Annotated in this window: 13 protein-coding genes; 5 read left to right on the top strand and 8 right to left on the bottom strand. The window is 72.3% G+C overall.

From position 1 onward, the window contains the following. Positions 1-66 precede the first annotated feature (66 nt). Positions 67-426 carry a hypothetical protein gene (locus BMW67_RS11775; protein WP_072747742.1) on the bottom strand — a complete coding sequence of 120 codons (360 nt, stop codon included), beginning with the start codon at positions 424-426 and terminating at the stop codon, positions 67-69. Positions 427-687: 261 nt separating this feature from the next. Between BMW67_RS11775 and BMW67_RS11780 the strand changes: the two genes are divergently transcribed. Next, positions 688-1713 (top strand): DUF2235 domain-containing protein, encoded by a 1026-nt coding sequence (locus BMW67_RS11780; RefSeq protein ID WP_370426849.1) that lies wholly within the window; start codon positions 688-690, stop codon positions 1711-1713. Between the two features lie 259 nt (positions 1714-1972). Here the strand turns inward: BMW67_RS11780 and secA are convergent, their stop codons facing one another. Next, the gene (secA, locus tag BMW67_RS11785) at positions 1973-4876 is read right to left on the bottom strand and encodes a preprotein translocase subunit SecA (RefSeq protein ID WP_072747743.1); all 2904 of its coding nucleotides are present in this window, start codon (positions 4874-4876) and stop codon (positions 1973-1975) included. 318 nt (positions 4877-5194) lie between these two features. Here secA and BMW67_RS11790 point away from each other — a divergent pair, with 318 nt between their 5' ends. The 3 genes from BMW67_RS11790 to BMW67_RS11800 all read left to right on the top strand — a co-directional run bounded on the left by BMW67_RS11790 (position 5195) and on the right by BMW67_RS11800 (position 8134). Then, positions 5195-6121 (top strand): peptidylprolyl isomerase, encoded by a 927-nt coding sequence (locus BMW67_RS11790; RefSeq protein WP_245728519.1) that lies wholly within the window; start codon positions 5195-5197, stop codon positions 6119-6121. 121 nt (positions 6122-6242) lie between these two features. Then, positions 6243-7655 (top strand): bifunctional glutamate N-acetyltransferase/amino-acid acetyltransferase ArgJ, encoded by a 1413-nt coding sequence (gene argJ, locus BMW67_RS11795; protein ID WP_083581412.1) that lies wholly within the window; start codon positions 6243-6245, stop codon positions 7653-7655. Continuing rightward, positions 7652-8134: a (deoxy)nucleoside triphosphate pyrophosphohydrolase gene (locus BMW67_RS11800; RefSeq protein WP_256598388.1), complete on the top strand. Its 483-nt coding sequence runs from the start codon at positions 7652-7654 to the stop codon at positions 8132-8134. The genes argJ and BMW67_RS11800 overlap by 4 nt, the downstream gene beginning before the upstream one ends. Positions 8135-8566: 432 nt before the next feature. Here the strand turns inward: BMW67_RS11800 and BMW67_RS11805 are convergent, their stop codons facing one another. Genes BMW67_RS11805 through puuE form a run of 3 tightly spaced genes read right to left on the bottom strand, consistent with a single transcriptional unit; the run spans position 8567 to position 11324 of the window. After that, entirely contained in the window at positions 8567-9094 is a 528-nt protein-coding gene (locus BMW67_RS11805) for an ureidoglycolate lyase (RefSeq protein WP_072747744.1), read from the bottom strand. Next, positions 9091-9921, bottom strand: coding sequence for a bifunctional allantoicase/(S)-ureidoglycine aminohydrolase (locus tag BMW67_RS11810; protein WP_072747745.1), 831 nt, complete (start codon positions 9919-9921; stop codon positions 9091-9093). The genes BMW67_RS11805 and BMW67_RS11810 overlap by 4 nt, the downstream gene beginning before the upstream one ends. Continuing rightward, the gene (gene puuE / locus BMW67_RS11815; RefSeq protein WP_072747819.1) at positions 9918-11324 is read right to left on the bottom strand and encodes an allantoinase PuuE; all 1407 of its coding nucleotides are present in this window, start codon (positions 11322-11324) and stop codon (positions 9918-9920) included. The genes BMW67_RS11810 and puuE overlap by 4 nt, the downstream gene beginning before the upstream one ends. 144 nt (positions 11325-11468) lie before the next feature. On the opposite strand from puuE, the gene BMW67_RS11820 reads away from it, so the two are divergent. Then, the gene (locus tag BMW67_RS11820; RefSeq protein WP_072747746.1) at positions 11469-12701 is read left to right on the top strand and encodes a urate hydroxylase PuuD; all 1233 of its coding nucleotides are present in this window, start codon (positions 11469-11471) and stop codon (positions 12699-12701) included. 6 nt (positions 12702-12707) lie between these two features. Here the strand turns inward: BMW67_RS11820 and BMW67_RS11825 are convergent, their stop codons facing one another. The 3 genes from BMW67_RS11825 to BMW67_RS11835 form a co-directional block, all read right to left on the bottom strand. Next, positions 12708-14966: a molybdopterin-dependent oxidoreductase gene (locus BMW67_RS11825; RefSeq protein WP_072747747.1), complete on the bottom strand. Its 2259-nt coding sequence runs from the start codon at positions 14964-14966 to the stop codon at positions 12708-12710. 75 nt (positions 14967-15041) lie between these two features. After that, positions 15042-16277, bottom strand: coding sequence for a phenylacetate--CoA ligase family protein (locus BMW67_RS11830; RefSeq protein WP_072747748.1), 1236 nt, complete (start codon positions 16275-16277; stop codon positions 15042-15044). A gap of 109 nt (positions 16278-16386) precedes the next feature. After that, positions 16387-17670: an ABC transporter substrate-binding protein gene (locus tag BMW67_RS11835; RefSeq protein ID WP_072747749.1), complete on the bottom strand. Its 1284-nt coding sequence runs from the start codon at positions 17668-17670 to the stop codon at positions 16387-16389. Between the last annotated feature and the right edge of the window lie 18 nt (positions 17671-17688).

Here is a 17688-nt window from a genome sequence, read left to right on the forward strand (position 1 = left end):
CTCGCGCGGCGCGCTGCGCGGCGCCCCCCAAAGGCGCTCGGGCGCGCGCGCCGCGGGGCGCCAAGGTCAGTCCGCAGGGCGCATCCTCAGGCAGGTGACGCCGTCGCCGGCGACGCGCCGCTCGATCGCCTCCCACGGCCCCGCCCCGTCCTGCAGGGTGGCCACCGGGCGGTCGCCGTCGGCCACCATCTCGAACGCCAGCTCGCCGTCGTCGTCGCGCAGCACCAGCATCACCTCGGCGTCGGCGCCGGCCTCTCGGCCCCGGATCGCCCCGATCGCCTCGCGCGCCGCATCGGCCAGCCGGTCGGCCGCCGCGCGGGCGCGACGGGCCGTCAGCCCCGCCCTGCGCAACCCCGCGCCCGCCCATGCCTTGACGCGGGCCGCGGCCCCCTCATCGTCGAATCGCACAAACATCACATCGCGCATGGCGTTTCCCCCCGATTTGCCTGCTCGTCCAGCGATTCTCCCCAGAATCGGTGAAAGGCCCCCAAACGCTCGTTCAAATTCGCGGTGAACGGAGCGCAGGGAAAAACATGCAAGAACCGCGCCAATCGGTCGCAGGGCGATCCGTTCTTGCCCCGCGCCCCCGAAACGTCGCAAGAGTGGGGGCGCCGGGCCGGTTTTCGCCCGCGCGCCGGGGCGAACCGCCGGAACGTCCCGGGCCGCCAATGCCGGAGTTTTCGCATTTTGCAAACCACATCGCATCTTTCGCAAAACGCGACAGGCCGGAACCATGTCTTCATCGTGGACGGCACCTTCTCGTCGCTCGAGCCGGGATGCGAAACGAACGCCGGACTGACCTACAAGCTGCTCATGCGCGAGGGACCGCTGGCGCGGCAGCTGGTCGCGTATCACCGGGGCGTTTACGGCCGCGGGCTGGAGGGATGGGTGCGCGCGGCCACCGGCGAGGGGGTGAACGACGCGATCCTGCAGGGCTACGCCACGCTGGCCAGCCGCTGGCGGCCGGGCGACCGGATCTACCTGTTCGGCTACAGCCGCGGCGCCTATGCGGTGCGTTCGCTGGCCGGAATGATCGACCGCATCGGCCTTTTGCGCCGACGGCACGCCATCGAGCGGCGCGTGCGCCTGGCCTTCGAGCATTACATGGGCGCGCGCTCGGACTCGGCCGCGCGCAGCTTTTCCGATCGTTTCTGCCGGCGCGACGTGCGCATCGAGGCGGTGTGCGTGTGGGACACGGTGGCGGCGCTGGGCCTGCCCTACCCGATCCTGTCGCGCATCCACCCCATGGCCACCGAGTTCCACGACCACCGCCTGGGGCGGCACATCCGCAACGGCTTCCACGCGCTGGCGCTGGACGAGACCCGCACCGCCTTCGCGCCCGTGATGTGGGAGCGCGCGCCCGGCTGGCGCGGGCGGCTCGAGCAGGTCTGGTTCGCCGGCGCCCATGCCGATGTGGGCGGACAGGTCGAAAGCCGCCCCGCGGCGCGGCCGCTGGCGAACATTCCGCTGGTGTGGATGCTGGAGCGCGCCGAAGCCTGCGGCCTGCTGCTGCCCGAAGGCTGGCGCGAGGTCTTTCCCACCGACCCCGCCGCGCCCATGGTCGGAACGAATGCCGGCATCGGCAAGCTGTTCCTGCTGCGTCGGCCGCGGCGTTTCGGCGGCGCCAATGGCGAGGAGCTGCACGAAAGCGTCGCGCGCCGCATCGAGATGGTCCCGGGCTACCGCCCCGCGGCCGAGGGCCTGGCGCCCTGAACCCGCGCGGCGCGCGAACGTGACCCGGCCCGGCCGGCGCCGGGGCGGGGCTTCGCGCCCGAAGCTTCGCGCCCGGACGGGGCCGCGCCGGAGGCATCCAGATCCTCGGCCGGTCGGCGCAAAGCGGCCCGGCGGGCCAGCGCCCCCGCCGGCGCCCCGGCAGGCGCACGCCCCCAGGAAAGCCGAAGGGGCGCCGCCCGCGCGCGGCGGACGGCGGCCCCGGACGGCGCCCCCGGCCCTCGGGACGCTTGCCGCGTCGTCAGACCAGCTTGCCGTGGCAGTGCTTGAACTTGCGCCCCGAACCGCAGGGGCAGGGCTCGTTGCGGCCGATCTTGCCCCATGTGGCGGGATCGCGCGGGTCGATCTCGGCCACGTCGGCGACGGCGCGCTCGGGCCGGGCCGGGCGGGCGGGCGCCTCGGCGGGCTGGGGCGCGGCGTCTGCGCCCGGCGCGGCGGCGGCCTCGCCGCCCGCGCTCAGCTGCGCCTGCGCCAGGCGCGCCTCCTCTTCCTGGCGCATGCGCTCGGCCATCTCGTCCTGCCGCATGACCTGAACGTAGGAGAGCTGTCCCGTCACGTCGCGGCGCAGACGGGCGAGCAGGCTTTCGAACAGGGCGAAGGCCTCGGACTTGTACTCGTTCAGCGGGTCGCGCTGCGCGTAGCCGCGGAAGCCGATGACCGAGCGCAGATGCTCGAGCATGACCAGGTGCTCGCGCCAGCGGTGGTCGATGGTCTGGAGCAGCAGCGACTTCTCGATCTGGCGCATCACCTCGGGGCCGAACTCGGCCGCCTTGCGGGCCATGAACTCGTCGGTCAGCTTGTAGAGCCGCTCGCGGATGACCTGGTCGTCGACGCCCTCTTCCTTGGCCCACTCGATGACCGGGATGTCGGGGCGGCCGAAATAGCGCACCAGCTCGCCATACAGCTCTTCGACGCGCCACTGGTCGGCATAGGCGCGCGGGGGGATGTGCTCGGCCACCAGCTCGTCGATCAGCTCGCGGCGCATGTCGCGCACCACGTCGGACAGGTCGTCCGCCTCCATGATCTCGCGCCGCTGGGCGAAGATCACCTTGCGCTGATCGTTCATCACGTCGTCGAACTTGAGCAGGTTCTTTCGGATGTCGAAGTTGCGCGCCTCGACCTTCGCCTGCGCCTTCTCGATGGCCTTGTTGACCCAGGGATGGATGATGGCCTCGCCTTCCTCCATGCCCAGGGTGCGCAGCATCTTGTCCATGCGCTCGGACCCGAAGATGCGCATCAGGTCGTCCTCGAGCGACAGGTAGAAGGTCGAGCGGCCCGGATCGCCCTGGCGGCCCGAGCGGCCGCGCAGCTGGTTGTCGATGCGCCGGCTCTCGTGCCGCTCGGTGGACAGAACCCACAGCCCGCCCGCCTCGAGCGCCTTCGCGCGGGCCTCGGCGATCTCGGCCTTGATCTGCGCCTCGAGCGCGGCGATCTCGTCCGGGTCGGTCAGGCCGCGCATGGCGATCTCGTCGGCGATGCGGAACTCTTCGTTGCCGCCCAGCTTGATGTCGGTGCCGCGGCCGGCCATGTTCGTGGCGATGGTCACCGCGCCCGGCGCGCCGGCCTGGGCCACGATATGCGCCTCGCGCTCGTGATGGCGGGCGTTGAGGACCTGATGCGGAATGCCCTTGCCCTGCCTGGCCCGGGCTTCCAGGAACTCGGCCGTCTGTTCGAGATACTCGCGCCGCTCGGCATCCTTCTTCTTGGTCAGCTTCTCGGCCTGCGCGCGCAAGAAGCGCGCGGTTTCGGCCAGGAAGGCCGGGTCGGACAGCATCTGCGACAGCTGCTCGGACTTCTCGATCGAGGTGGTGCCGACCAGCATCGGCTGGCCGCGGCGCACGCCGTCGGCGATGGCCTCGACGATGGCGCGGTATTTCTCCTTGCCGGTGCGGAACACCAGGTCGTCGTCGTCGATGCGCGCGACGGGCTTGTTGGTGGGAATCTCGATGACCTCGAGGCCGTAGATCTCGGCGAACTCGTCGGCCTCGGTCATGGCGGTGCCGGTCATGCCCGCCAGCTTGTCATAGAGGCGGAAATAGTTCTGGAACGTCACCGAGGCGAGGGTGACGTTCTCGGGCTGGACGGGCACGCCCTCCTTGGCCTCGAGCGCCTGGTGCTGGCCGTCGCCGTAGCGGCGGCCGGGCATCATGCGGCCGGTGAACTCGTCGATGATGATCACCTGCCCGTCCTTGACGATGTAGTGCACGTCGCGCTTGAACAGCTTGTGCGCCCGCAGCGCCTGGTTGACGTGGTGCAGCAGGGTGATGCTTTCGGGATCGTAAAGCGACGCGTCCTCGGGCAGCAGGCCGGCGGCGCGCAGGCGCTGCTCGACGAACTCGTTGCCCTCGTCGGTCATGGAGACCTGGCGCGACTTCTCGTCCAGCTCGTAATGCTCTTCGCTCAGCTCGGGGATGATCTTGTCCACCGCCTGGTAGAGCGCGGCGCTGTCCTCGGCCGGACCCGAGATGATGAGCGGCGTGCGCGCCTCGTCGATCAGGATCGAGTCGACCTCGTCCACGATGGCGTAGGCGTGCCCGCGCTGGACCATGTCCTCGATCCGGTATTTCATGTTGTCGCGCAGGTAGTCGAAGCCCAGCTCGTTGTTCGTGGCGTAGGTCACGTCGCAGGCATAGGCCGCCTTGCGCTGGGCGTCGTCCAGCCCGGGCACGATGACGCCGGTCGTCAGGCCCAGAAAGCCGTAGACCTTGCCCATCCACTCGGCGTCGCGGCGGGCCAGATAGTCGTTCACGGTGACGACGTGCACGCCCTTGCCCGTCAGCGCGTTCAGATAGGCCGGAAGGGTGGCGACCAGGGTCTTGCCCTCGCCGGTCTTCATCTCGGCGATCTTGCCCTGGTGCAGGACGATGCCGCCGATCAGCTGCACGTCGAAGGGCCGCAGGCCCAGCGCGCGGCGGGCCGCCTCGCGGACCACGGCGAAGGCCTCGGGCAGCAGGCCGTCCAGCGTCTCGCCCTTGGCGAGGCGGGCCTTGAACTCGTCGGTCTTGCCGCGCAAGGCCTCGTCGGAAAGCGCCTCGATCTCGGGCTCCAGCGCGTTGATGCGCTGGACCGTCTTCATCATGGACTTGACCTTGCGGTCGTTGGCGGTTCCGAAGATCTTCCTGGCGGCGGCGCCCAAACCCAGCATTTCGCGGCGTATCCCTGTGTGCGGCCGGCCCGCCCGGGCCCGGCCATGTTCCATTCGGCCCCGGCGCCCGGAACCGCGCCCGTCCGGGCGCCCGCGCGCCCGCCCGGGGCCGCGACCGCAAGCATGGCTGCCGAGCGCCCGGAACCGCGCCCTCCGCGCGGGCGCTTGCGGCGCCGGCCGGGACGGCTTAGATCAAGGCGGCCCCTGCGCGAAGGCCCGGTCCTTCGGGCAAGGCTGATGTAAGCGGCGGGGGCGCAAGTGTCAACGCGCCCGCGGCCGCAGCGTCGCCGGCGCAACCGTCCGTGACAAGGAGTCCGCATGCCGATCATTCCCACGCGCCGCGCCATCTCGGGCGGCATCGCCGCGCTGATGCTGGCGACGGCCCCCGCCCTGGCCGACCAGCCCGCGCAGGCGCCCGCCGCCGATGCGGCCGCCGGCGCCGCCGATGCGCAGAACGCCCCCGTCGATCCCGATGCGGTGGTGGCGCGCGTCAACGGGCACGAGATCACCCTGGGCGACGTCATCCTGATGCGCGCCAATCTGCCGCCCCAGTATCAGGCCCTGCCGGACGAGCAGCTTTACGAAGCGCTGGTCGAGCAGATCGTGACCCAGACCCTGCTGGCCGACAAGGCGCGCGAGGCGGGCCTGGACCAGTCGCGCCTGGCGAAGCTGCGCGCGCGCGCCGATGCGCGCAACTTCCTGGCCGAGGCCCAGCTGCGCCGCGAGATCGAGAAGGCCGTGACCGAAGACGCGCTGCGCGCCGCCTACGAGAAGAAGATGGCCGAGCGCAAGCCGGTCGAGGAGGTGCGCGCGCGCCACATCCTCGTCAAGACGAAGGAAGAGGCCGAGGCCGTGCGCAAGGAGCTGCTCGACGGCGCCGACTTCGCCGAGCTGGCCAAGACCCGCTCGACCGGCCCCTCGGGTCCGCGCGGCGGCGATCTGGGCTGGTTCGAGAAGGACATGATGGTGCCCGAGTTCGCCGAGGCCGCCTTCGCCCTCGAGCCGGGCGAGATCTCGGAGCCCGTGCAGACCCAGTTCGGCTGGCACGTCATCAAGCTCGAGGAGCGGCGCGAGAAGCCCGCCCCCACATTCGAGGAGATGCGCGAGGAGCTGGCCGCCGAGCTTGAATCCGAAGCCGCCCGCGCCGCGGTCGACGCCGTGCGCGAGGGCGTGACGGTCGAGCGTCCCGAGCCCGCCCCCGCCCCCGCGGCGATCCGGCGCGACGACGTGCTGATCCCGCGCTGACGGGCGCCGCGCGCTCTTGCGCCCGCGCGCGCAAGGGCGCATTGCTTGATGCCGCGGGGCCGCTCCGCCGGTCCCGCGGCGCCGCATCCGCCCCCCGCCGGGGGCAGCCGAGGGGTTCGACATGGCCAAGGACAAGACGGGAAAGAAGGCGCGCCGCAAGGCCGCCGAGGAACAGGGGCTGGCGGCGATCGCCGCCCGGCTAGAGGCGCTGGACGGCCGGCTGGCCCGCCTCGAGGCCGCGCTGGGCGCCGGCGCGCAGGCCGAGACCGGCGGCGCGAAGAAGAAGGCCGCCCTCTCGCCCTTCGCCCCGGCCGCCTTCCCCGCCCTGCCGCCGGTCGAAGGCGCGCGCTTCTCGGCCGTCGCGGCCGGGGTGCGCTATGCCGGACGGCTTGACGTGATGATGATCGAGCTGGCGCCGGGCAGCGCCGTCGCCGGCGTCTTCACGCGCTCGGCCACCCGCTCGGCCCCCGTTCTGTGGTGCGAGGCGCGCCGCGACGAGGCCCTGCGCAAGGGGCCGCCCAGGGGCCGGCAGGTCATCGTGGTCAATTCGGGCAACGCCAACGCCTTCACCGGCCGCGCGGGCGACGAGGCCGTGCGCCAGGTGGCCGCCGCCGCCGCCGAGGCGACGGGCGCGCCCTTGGGCGGGGTGTGGCTGGCCTCGACCGGCGTCATCGGCGAGCCCCTGCCCGCCCGGCGCGTCTGCGACGCGATGGAGGCGCTGGCGCAGGGGCTTGCGCCCGAGCGCATCGAGGACGCCGCCCGCGCCATCATGACCACGGACACCTTCCCCAAGGGCGCCGCGCGCATCGTGCGCATCGGCGGCGCGCCGGTCACGATCGTGGGCATCGCCAAGGGCTCGGGCATGATCGCGCCGAACATGGCGACCATGCTGGGCTTCGTCGTCACCGACGCCGCGGTCGATCCGCAGGCCCTGCAGCAGATGACCGCCGCCGCGCTGGACGACAGCTTCAACGCCATCACGGTCGACAGCGACACCTCGACCTCGGACACGGTGCTGGTCGCCGCCACCGGCCACGCCGCCGCGCCGCGCATCGACCAGCCGCGCGGCACCCATGCGCGCGCCTTCGCCCGCGCCCTGGCCGAGGTGATGCAGGACCTGGCGCACCAGATCGTCAAGGACGGCGAAGGCGCCACCAAGTTCGTCCGCGTCGAGGTGACGGGCGCGCGCTCGGCCAAGGCGGCGCGGCGCGTGGCGCGGGCCATCGCCGACTCGCCCCTGGTCAAGACGGCGCTGGCCGGCGAGGACCCGAACTGGGGCCGCATCGTCGCCGCCGTCGGCAAGGCCGGCGAGGAAGCCGACCGCGACAAGCTGTCAATCCGCTTCGGCGACATCCTCGTGGCGCAGGACGGCCAGGTCGCCCCGGGCTACCGCGAAGAGGACGGCGCCGCCTACATGAAGCGCGCCGAGCTCGAGATCTCGGTGGATCTGGGCGTGGGGCGCGGGCGCGGGCGGATCTGGACCTGCGATCTGACCAAGCGCTACATCGAGATCAACGCGGATTACCGCTCGTGAGCGCGACGGACGCGGACATGGCCGCAGGGGCCGACAAGGGGGCGAGCGACGCGCAGACCGCCGCGGGCCGCCCCCAAGCCGCGCGGCTGGTGCTGGTGGTCGCCTGCGCGCTGGTCGACCCGGACGGGCGGGTGCTGATGACCCGCCGGCCCGAGGGCAAGCCCATGGCCGGGCTGTGGGAGTTTCCCGGCGGCAAGCTCGAGCCCGGCGAAACGCCCGAGGCCGCCCTGATCCGCGAGCTGCGCGAGGAGCTGGGCATCGAGACCTGGGGAAGCTGCCTTGCGCCGCTGACCTTCGCCAGCCACGCCTACGACTCGTTTCACCTTCTCATGCCGCTCTTCGTCTGCCGCAAGTGGCGCGGAACCCCCGCCGCGCGCGAGGGGCAGGCCATGCGCTGGGTGCGCCCCGAGGCGCTGCGCGATCTGCCCATGCCGGCGGCCGACGTGCCGCTGGCGGCGATGCTGCGCGACCTGCTCTGACCCGCGCCGCCTTGGCGGCGCCAAGGCGGCAGGCGGCCAAGGCGCCCCGCCGCACCACGCGCGACGCCCGGCGGCCCGCCCCGACCGCGCAAGCCGACCCCGCCCGCTCGCGCCGGCCCCGACGCCCCGCGCCGGCGGCCGGCGCGGCCGCCCAGCGCCGCCTTCGGCCCGGCGCCGCGCCAGCAGGCGGCCCAAGCGCCCCGCCGCACCCGGCGAAACGCCCGGCGGCCCGCCCCGATCGCGCAAGCCGACCGCGCCCGCCTGCAACGCCCCTGACGCCCCGCGCCGGCTGCCGGCCCTCCGCCGCGCCCCCAAGCCGGTGCGCCGATGCGGCGCCCCCGCCGAGCTGCGCCCGGACGCCCCGCCGGCGCTGCGGCGCGGTCGGCCCTGCCGAGCGCGCGCGGACGCCCCGCCGCCGCCGGGCCGGTCGCGTCAGTCGGACCCGCCGGGAGGCAGGATGATCCACGGCGTGCGGGGGCGGAATTCCTCGAGATTGGCGTCATCCGCGCCGGCGATGCGGTCGATGACGGCGAACAGCCCCGGCGGGTGCAGCGGCGTCAGCACCGCATGCCACACCCCGCGCCGGTAGTTCACCCCCTGCCCCGGCGCGGTCACGAAGGCCTGCGGGCGGCCGGGGGCGCCGCCCTCGTCCGGGGCGACGACGACCAGGAAGGGATGCGCCGTCATGGGGATGCAGGCCTGACTGCCCAGCGGGTGACGCTCGAGCAGATCCAGCTTCAGCGGCAGGGCGCGCGGCTCGGCGCGGAACACGCTGACGCCGGCGCGCCCGCCCGGGCCGAAATCGAGCCGCGCCAGATCGTGCCAGCGCCCGCAAAGCCCGCCATTGATGATGCGGTCGGGCGGGCCGGCGGCCTCGATCACCTCGCCGAAGGGGGCGAAGGCGCGCGCCTCGAGCGGCCGCGCCGCGATGCGCGCGCCCGCCTCGTGCGGGCCGCTCATGGCCGGGCGCCCGGACGCAGGGCGGGCAGGCGGTTCATGTCCTTGTAGAGCAGGTAGCGGAACCGCCCCGGCCCGCCCGCATAGCACGCCTGCGGGCAGAAGGCGCGCAGCCACATGAAATCGCCCGCCTCGACCTCGACCCAGTCGCGGTTGAGCTTGTAGACCCCCTTGCCCTCGAGCACGTAAAGCCCGTGCTCCATCACATGCGTCTCTTCGAACGGGATCAGCCCGCCGGGCTCGAAGGTGACGATGGTCACATGCATGTCGTGGCGCAGATCCTCGGGATCCATGAAGCGCGTCGTCGCCCAGCGCCCGTCGCTGCCGGACATGGGCGCCGGGGTCAGCTCGCGCTCGTTGACGATGATGGGATCGGGCGCGGGCAGGCCGGGCAGGCGGGCGTAGGCCTTGCGGATCCATTGCAGCCGCGCGGGGGCGCCGGCGGGGTTGCGCAGGCTCCAGGCGGCGCCCGGGGGGATGTAGGCGAAGCCGCCGGGCTCGAGCCGGCTGGCGCGGCCCTCGATGGTCAGCGCCGCCTCGCCGTCCAGGACGAACAGCGCGGCCTCGGCCGCCGGGTCCGGCTCGGGGCGGTCCGAGCCGCCGCCGGGCGCCAGCTCGAGCAGAAGCTGGGCGAAGGTCTCGGCGAAGCCGGTCATGGGGCGCGCCAGCGTCCAGGACCGCGTTCCCTCCCAGAACGGCAGCGGGCTGGCGACGATGTCGCTCAGCACGCCGCCCGGGATCACGGCGTAGGCCTCGGTGAAGACGGCGCGGCCGGTCATCAGCGCCGTTTGCGGCGGCAACCCGCCCGGGGGGCGTCCGTAGGAGGTCATGGGCGCTCCTCGTCGAACATGTCGCGCAGGCGGTGAAGGGCGATGCGCTCGACCTGGCGGCAGGCCTCGGCGAATTCCTCTTCGGCCGAGTTGGCCAGGCGGCGCTCGAAGGCGGCCAGGATGGCGGGCTTGTCATGCTCGCGCACGGCGATGATGAAGGGAAAGCCGTGCCGCTCGGCATAGGCGGCGTTGAGCGCCTCGAAGCGCGCGCGCTCGGCGTCGGTCAGCGCGTCGAGCCCGGCCGAGGCCTGCTCGGCCGCGCTGTGCGCCGTCAGCCGCCGCGCCCGCGCCAGCTTGCCCGCCAGATCGGGATGGGCGCGCAGCACGGCCAGGCGCTCTTCGGGCGAGGCGGCGCGGAAGGCGCGGCACAGCGCGTTCCAGACCCCGACCGCGCAGTCATGCGCCGGCCCCAGCTCGAGCGCCCAGGCGCGCTCGGCCACCCAGGGCGAGTGCTCGAACACGCCGCCGAAACGCGCCACGAATTCCTCGCGCGACATCTGCGAGGGACGCTCGGTCAGGCGCGGCGGATGCGTCGCGGCCCAGTGGCGGGCGATGTCCTCGCGCCGGGCGAACCAGACGCCGTCATGCCCCAGCGCGTATTCCAGAAACCGCCGCAGCGCCATGATGCGGCCGGGCCGCCCGACCAGGCGGCAATGCAGGCCGACCGACATCATTTTCGGCGCGCCGGCCAGCCCCTCGGCGTAGAGCGCGTCGAAGGCATCGCGCAGATACGCCTCGAACTGGTCGCCGGCGTTGAAGCCCTGGGGCGTGGCGAAGCGCATGTCGTTGGCGTCGAGCGTGTAGGGCACGATCAGCTGGTCGCGCCCGGCATGGCGGCGCCAGTAGGGCAGATCGTCGGCATAGCTGTCGGCGACGTAAAGGAATCCGCCCTCCTCGGTCGCCAGATCGACGGTGTTCACCGAGCATCGCCCCGTATACCAGCCCAGCGGCCGCGCGCCGGTGACCTCGGCGTGCAGGCGGATGGCCTCGCGCATCTGGGCGCGTTCCTCCTCGATGGGCATGTCCTTGTGCTCGATCCATTTCAGGCCGTGGCTGGCGATCTCCCACCCCGCCTCGAGCATGGCGGCGACCTGCTCGGGGCCGCGGGCCAGGGCCGTGGCGACGCCGTAGACGGTGACGGGCACGCCCAGCCCGGTCAGCAGCCGGTGCAGCCGCCAGAAGCCCGCGCGCGCGCCGTATTCGTAGATCGATTCCATGTTCCAGTGCCGCATGCCCGGCCAGGGCTGGGCGCCGACGATCTCGGACAGGAACGCCTCGGAAGCCGGGTCGCCGTGAAGGATGCAGTTCTCGCCGCCCTCTTCGTAGTTCAGCACCACCTGCACGGCGATTCGCGCCTCGCCCGGCCAGCGCGGATCGGGGGGCGTGGGGCCGTGGCCGCGCATGTCGCGCGGGTATCGCGGAGGCGTTTGCGTCACGCTGGGATCTCCATGTCTCTTTTTTGACCGGCCGGAAAACGTTATCCGATTCATGCGGCGCGTAAAGCCGGGGATTCGCACGCCCGGCCGCCGCCCGAACAGGAGGACGCCATGCCCGACGCCGCGCTGCTGATCCATTGGGCCGAGTTCGCCCTGCGCTGGCTGCATGTGGTGACGGCGATCGCGTGGATCGGCTCGTCATTCTACTTCATCGCGCTGGACCTGGGCCTGCGCCGGGCGCCCGACATGCCCGAGGGCGTCAAGGGCGAGGAATGGCAGGTCCATGGCGGCGGCTTCTACCACATCCGCAAATACATGGTCGCGCCCCCCGCGCTGCCCCAGCACCTGACCTGGTTCAAGTGGGAAAGCTACGCCACCTGGCTGTCGGGCTTCGCGCTGCTGTCGCTGGTCTATTACGGAAGCGCGGACCTGTTCCTGATCGACCCCGAGCGCGCCGACCTGCCGCGCTGGGGCGCGATCGCGCTGTCGGCGGGCTCGCTGGCGGCGGGCTGGCTGATCTATGACGGGCTGTGCCGCTCGCGCCTCGGGTCGCGGGACGTGGGGCTGATGCTGGCGCTCTACGTCGTTCTGGTCGCGGCGGCGTGGGGCTATGCGCAGGTGTTCTCGGGCCGCGCGGCGTTCCTGCATCTGGGCGCGCTGACGGCGACGATCATGTCGGCCAACGTCTTTCTGGTCATCATCCCGAACCAGAAGATCGTGGTGGCCGATCTGCGCGCCGGGCGCGCGCCCGATCCCGAATACGGGCGCATCGCCAAGCAGCGCTCGACGCACAACAACTACCTGACGCTGCCGGTCGTGTTCATGATGCTGTCCAACCACTATCCGCTGGCCTTCGCGGCCGAGTGGAACTGGGCCATCGCGGCGCTGGTGTTCCTGATGGGCGTCACCATCCGGCACTTCTTCAACACCATGCACGCGACCGGGCGCAGGCCGTGGTGGACATGGGGCGCGACGGCGGCGCTGTTCGCGGCGGCGGTCTGGCTTTCGACGCTGGGCCCCGGCGACGAGCGCGCCGCGGCCGAGGACGCCGCCCTGTCGTCCGAGGCCCGCCGCTGGGCCGAGGCCGAGGGCTTCGCGCAGGCGGTCGAGGTGGTGAGCGCGCGCTGCTCCATGTGCCACGCCGCCGAGCCGGGTTGGGAGGGGATCCCCGTCGCCCCGCGCGGCGTCGTGCTTGAGACGCCCGAGCAGATCGCCCGCTGGGGCCGGATGATCGAGCTTCAGGCCGGGCTGACCCGCGCCATGCCCCCCGCCAACGTCAGCTTCATGGAACCCGAAGAGCGCGCGCTGATCCGCGCCTGGGCCCGCGCCGCGCGCGAGGGCTGAGCGCCCCTAGCCGCCCGCCGCCGTCTCGAGCGGGGCGATCTCGACGCGGGCGGTATGCGCGCTGCTGCCCTGCCCCAGCCGCGAGGTGCCGAGGTCGCGGGTCAGCGCGTTCGGGTTGCCCTGTCGGTCGGTTCCGTCCGGGCCCGGGTCGAACCAGGCCCCCGTCGGCAGCACGGCCACGCCCGGAACCACGCCCGGATCGGCGCGCACCCGCGCCAGCGTCGCGCCGCGATCGTTGAACACCCGCGCCAGCGCCCCGTCGCGCAAGCCGCGCGCATGCAGCTCGGACGGGTGCAGGCGCACCGTCTGGGGGCGCGCGCCCGGCGCGTCTGCCAGCGCGCATTCCAGCTGGCTGTGCAGCTTGTCCGCCGGCTGCGGCGACAGCAGCTTCAGGCGGTAGCGTTCGGCCGGCAGATCGTCGTCGGGGGCCAGCCAGGCCGGGTGGCCGGGGCAGTCGTCATAGCCGAAGGCGGCGATGCGCTCGGAGAACAGCTCGATCCGCCCCGAGGGCGTGCCCAGGGGCGCGGCCTCGGGGTCGGCGCGGAAGCGGGCGAAGGGAACGCGCGCATGCTCGGCGCCGGCGATGGGCAGCTCGACCCAGCCGCGCGCACGCAGCTCGTCCAGGGTGGGAACCTCGACGCCCTCGGCCGCCGCCTGCTGGCGGAAGCGCTCGTAAAGATGCGCGATCCAGCCCGCCGCGTCGCGCCCCTCGGTGAAGCGCTCGGCTTCGCCCAGCCGCGCGGCCAGCGCGGCGAAGATGTCGTAGTCGTTGCGCGCCTCGGCCACGGGCGGGATCATGGCGGGCATGTGGAACAGGAACGGATCGGCGCCGGCGCGGCCGATGTCCTCGCGCTCGTAGGGCGTGGTCGCGGGAAAGACGATGTCGGCGCGGCGCGCGGTCGCCGTCCACCAGGGCTCGTGAACGATGATGGTCTCGGGGCGCGTCCACGCGCGCGAGAGGCGCCCCAGGTCCTGATGGTGGTGGAACGGGTTGCCGCCGCACCAATAGACCAGACGGATGTCGGGATAGCGCATGACGCGGCCGTTGAACTCGAATCGGCCGCCCGGGTCGAGCAGCATGTCGGCGATGCGCGCCACGGGAATGAAGTCGCGCACCGGGTTCGGCGGCTGCGGCAGCGTCATGCCCCCAAGCCGCCTGATCGCCGCGCCCACGCCGCCGATCGCGCCGTAGCCGAAGCCCACCCCGCCGCCGGGCAGGCCGATCTGCCCCAGCATCGCCGCCAGGGCGACGGCCATCCAGTAGGGCTGTTCGCCATGGCGCGCGCGCTGCAGCGACCACGCCACGGTGATGAGCGTGCGCGTCGAGGCCATGCGCCGCGCCAGTGCGCGGATGCGCTCGGGCGCGACGCCGCAGATCGGCGCGGCCCATTCGGGCGTCTTGGGCTGGCCGTCGGCGGCGCCGGTCAGATAATCGCGCAGCCGCTCGTAGCCCGTCGCGCAGCGCGCCAGGAACGCGCGGTCGGTCAACCCCTCATCCTCCAGCGTCCAGGCCAGCGCCAGCATCAGCGCCACATCCGTTCCCGGCGCAAGGGGCAGCCACTCGCAAAATTCGGGCGCGTCGGCGCGCTGGGGGCCGACATTGACCAGCCGCGCCCCCGTGCGCGACAGGCGCTCGAGCCAGCCGCCCACCTCGTGCCGCGTCACCCCGCCCATGCTGACCTGCGCGTTCTTGCGGTTGACGCCGCCGAACATGACCATGGTGCGGGTGTTCTCGGCGATCATGGGCCAGGCGTTCTGCTCCTCCCAGGTCAGGCGCAGGAACTCCATGCCCAGCACATGCGGGATGATCGCCTGCGCCGCGCCGGTCGAATAGCTGGCGAAGCTGGACACATAGCCGCCGATGCAGCTCAGAAAGCGATGCACCTGGCTTTGCGCGTGGTGAAAGCGCCCCGCGCTGCCCCAGCCATAGGAGCCGCCATAGATCGCCTCGGGGCCATGGTCGCGGCGCACGCGGTCGATCTCCTGCGCGGCAAGGTCCAGCGCCTCGTCCCATGGCAGCTCGACGAAGCCCTCGCGCCCGCGCAGGCGCCCCGCCCGCGCGCCCGGCCGCCCCTCGAGCCACGAGCGCCGCACCGAGGGGCGCGCCACGCGGCTGCGGTGATGCACCGCCGCCGGGACCGCCCGCGCGATGTCCGACGGGTCGGGATCGGCGGCGAGGGGAAGCGCCTGCGTCAGGCGCCCGCCCCTGGCGCGCAGGCGAAAGGCGCCCCAATGGCTGGTGAAGACCTTCTCGACCTCGTGCATTCCCGCCCCCTCGCGCGAACAAGCCCGACGCCCATGGCAGGGCGCCGGGCCGCCGCGGTCAAGCGCGAATGCCGCTCAGTCGTAGCTGCGCGCGTCCTCGATCACCTTGCCGTCATTGGGCAGGGTTCCGGGGGCGACCAGCTCGACCGCGCCCGAGAGCTTGAGCGTCTCGTTCACCGAGCGCGCCAGCTGCGCGGCGAAATCGTCGGTGCGGCGCTCGGTCTCGATGCGCACGGTCATCACGTCGCGCTCGTTCTCGCGCGTGGCGACGACGCGGGCGCGGATGATCTCGGGGTGGCGGGCGACCAGCTCGGCGACCTGCTCGGGGCGCACGAACATGCCCTTGATCTTGGTCGTCTGGTCGGCGCGGCCCATCCAGCCCTTGATGCGCATGTTCGTGCGCCCGCAGGGGCTTTGCCCGGGCAGGACCGCCGACAGATCGCCGGTGGCGAAGCGGATGAGGGGGTAATCGGGGTTGAGCGTGGTCACGACCACCTCGCCCACCTCGCCCTCGGGAACCGGATCGCCGGTGCCGGGGCGCACGATCTCGACGATCACGCCCTCGTCCACGATCATGCCCTCCATGGCGCGGCTCTCATAGGCGATGTTGCCCAGATCGGCCGTGGCGTAGGATTGCAGGCACAAGATGCCGCGATCGGCGTATTCCTGCCGCAGCGAGGGGAACAGCGCGCCGCCGCCGACGACCGCCTTGGTCAGGCGGCTCAGGTCCAGGCCCAGCGCGTCGGCCTTCTCGAGGATGATCTTGAGGAAATCGGGGGTGCCGGCATAGGCGGTGACGCCGACATCGGCCGCGGCGCGCGCCTGCAGCTCGGTCTGGCCGACGCCGGCGGGCAGCACCGTGGCGCCCACCGCCGCGGCGCCGTTCTCGAAGATCATGCCGGCCGGGACGAGGTGATACGAGAAGCAGTTCTGCACGATGTCGCCCGGACCGATGCCCGCGGCGTGCAGGAAGCGGCCCATGCGCCACCAGTCGCGCGCGTCGTGGCCGGGCTCGTAGATCGGCCCGGGCGACTGGAAGACATGGCGCATGGCGGTCGCGGGGCGGGCGGCGAAGCCGCCGAAGGGGGGCGCCTCCTTCTGCCGGGCGACGAGCTCGGACTTGCGCAGCACCGGCAGGGCGGCCAGCTTCTCGACGCTGTCGATGGCGTCCGGGTCCACATCGGCCAGGAGCGCGGCCATGGCCGGCGCGTTCGCCTTGGCGTTGGCGATCTGGCGCGGCAGGGCGCGGGCGATGTCGGCCGCCCGCTCGTCGGCCGAGCGGGTTTCGAGCGCGTCGTAATATTCTGACATCAGGCGTTCTCCGGGGTCGTTTCCTGTGGCGAGGCCGCCCGCCGCCGCGACGCGCCCGAAGCGGCGCGCCGCCCGGCCGCGCCGGACGGCGGCGCCCAGGGGCCCCGCCTCAGCGGCATTTGCGGCGTTTTATGCCGTTCTCCTTGGCGAACTTGTCGGCGTCGGCCTTGATCATGGGACCGATGATCGACATGTCGGGCTCGTAATAATCGGCGATCTGGCGCCAGCCGCGCAGGCGCGCGTCCCACTCGTTGACCGTCACGCGGCCCGAGCCGCCGTGATTGGCGCAGCTGAGGGAGAAGGGCGGCACGAAGCCCTCCATGCCGATCTCGGCCATGCGCTCTTCGGTGATGCTCAGGTTCTCGAAGCCGTCGCGCATCATCTGCGGCGTCAGCTTGGTGGTGCCGTGGATCTTCATGGCCGTGCGCGCGGCCTCGGTGACCAGGATGGCCGTCAGGATGCCTCGGTTGTAGAGGACCGTGCCCAGATTGTCCGCCTCGCCGCGCGCCTTGCCGGCGAAGTAGACGTATTCGTTCATGTCGTTGTAGATGCGGAACTCGGTGCCCACGGCGTGGAAGTTCACCGCCTTGTAGCCGTTCGCGCGCCGGCCGATCGACTTGACGTCGGTCTCGTTGGCCGACCACCACACGCCGATGATGTGGTCGATGGGGAACTTGACGCGGCGCGCCTCGCGCAGCGCGGTCGGGTTCATCACGCCCCAGCCCCACAGCAGGACCCAGTCGGGCGCGGCGGCCTTGAGCTTGTCCCAGTCGGCGGCCTGCTCGGCGCCGGGGTGGTCGATGGGATAGAACTGCAGCTCGAAGCCTTCGCGCCTGGCCAGGGCCTCGAGCGTGGGGATCGGCTCCTTGCCGTAGGGCGAGTTGTGGTAGACCAGCGCGATCTTCTTGCCGCGCAGCGAGCCCTCCTGCTCCTTGATGAAGCGGATCTGGGCGTCGGCGGCCTGCCAGTAGTTGGCGGGCGGGTTGAAGATGGTCGAGAACACCTCGCCATCCGCCGCCGAGGTGCGCCCGTAGCCCATGGTCAGGACGGGAATGCCGTCGGCCATGGACTTGGGAATGATGCCGTAGGTGACGCCCGTCGAGAGCGGCTGGATCGAAAGCGCGCCGGCCGCCTTCATCTTGTCGTAGCACTCGACGCCCTGCTGGGTGTTGTAGCCGAACTCGCAGGGCACGACGCGGATCTTCTCGCCCTCGATGCCGCCGTCGCGCTCGTTCAGAAGGGTGATGTAGTCGTTGAAGCCGTCCGAGCTGGGGATGCCGTTGTTCGCATAGGGACCGGTCCGGTAGGACAGATCGGCCAGCACGATGTCCGCCCGCGCGGCGGAGACGCAGCCCAACGCAAGGGCCAGTGACACGGTAAGCGCACGATACATGGTGTTCGATCTCTCCCT

Source organism: Oceanicella actignis (assembly GCF_900111545.1).
GTDB classification, from domain to species: Bacteria; Pseudomonadota; Alphaproteobacteria; order Rhodobacterales; family Rhodobacteraceae; genus Oceanicella; species Oceanicella actignis.

Bases quoted from the DNA above. Each gene is read 5' to 3' on its own strand.
- argJ (WP_083581412.1), top strand. From the start codon at position 6,243: ATGGCCAAGGACAAGACGGGAAAGAAGGCGCGCCGCAAGGCCGCCGAG.
- secA (WP_072747743.1), bottom strand. From the start codon at position 4,876: ATGCTGGGTTTGGGCGCCGCCGCCAGGAAGATCTTCGGAACCGCCAAC.
- BMW67_RS11805 (WP_072747744.1), bottom strand. From the start codon at position 9,094: ATGAGCGGCCCGCACGAGGCGGGCGCGCGCATCGCGGCGCGGCCGCTC.
- BMW67_RS11820 (WP_072747746.1), top strand. From the start codon at position 11,469: ATGCCCGACGCCGCGCTGCTGATCCATTGGGCCGAGTTCGCCCTGCGC.
- BMW67_RS11825 (WP_072747747.1), bottom strand. From the start codon at position 14,966: ATGCACGAGGTCGAGAAGGTCTTCACCAGCCATTGGGGCGCCTTTCGC.
- BMW67_RS11830 (WP_072747748.1), bottom strand. From the start codon at position 16,277: ATGTCAGAATATTACGACGCGCTCGAAACCCGCTCGGCCGACGAGCGG.
- BMW67_RS11775 (WP_072747742.1), bottom strand. From the start codon at position 426: ATGCGCGATGTGATGTTTGTGCGATTCGACGATGAGGGGGCCGCGGCC.
- BMW67_RS11790 (WP_245728519.1), top strand. From the start codon at position 5,195: ATGCCGATCATTCCCACGCGCCGCGCCATCTCGGGCGGCATCGCCGCG.
- BMW67_RS11810 (WP_072747745.1), bottom strand. From the start codon at position 9,921: ATGACCTCCTACGGACGCCCCCCGGGCGGGTTGCCGCCGCAAACGGCG.
- BMW67_RS11835 (WP_072747749.1), bottom strand. From the start codon at position 17,670: ATGTATCGTGCGCTTACCGTGTCACTGGCCCTTGCGTTGGGCTGCGTC.
- puuE (WP_072747819.1), bottom strand. From the start codon at position 11,324: ATGCGCGGCCACGGCCCCACGCCCCCCGATCCGCGCTGGCCGGGCGAG.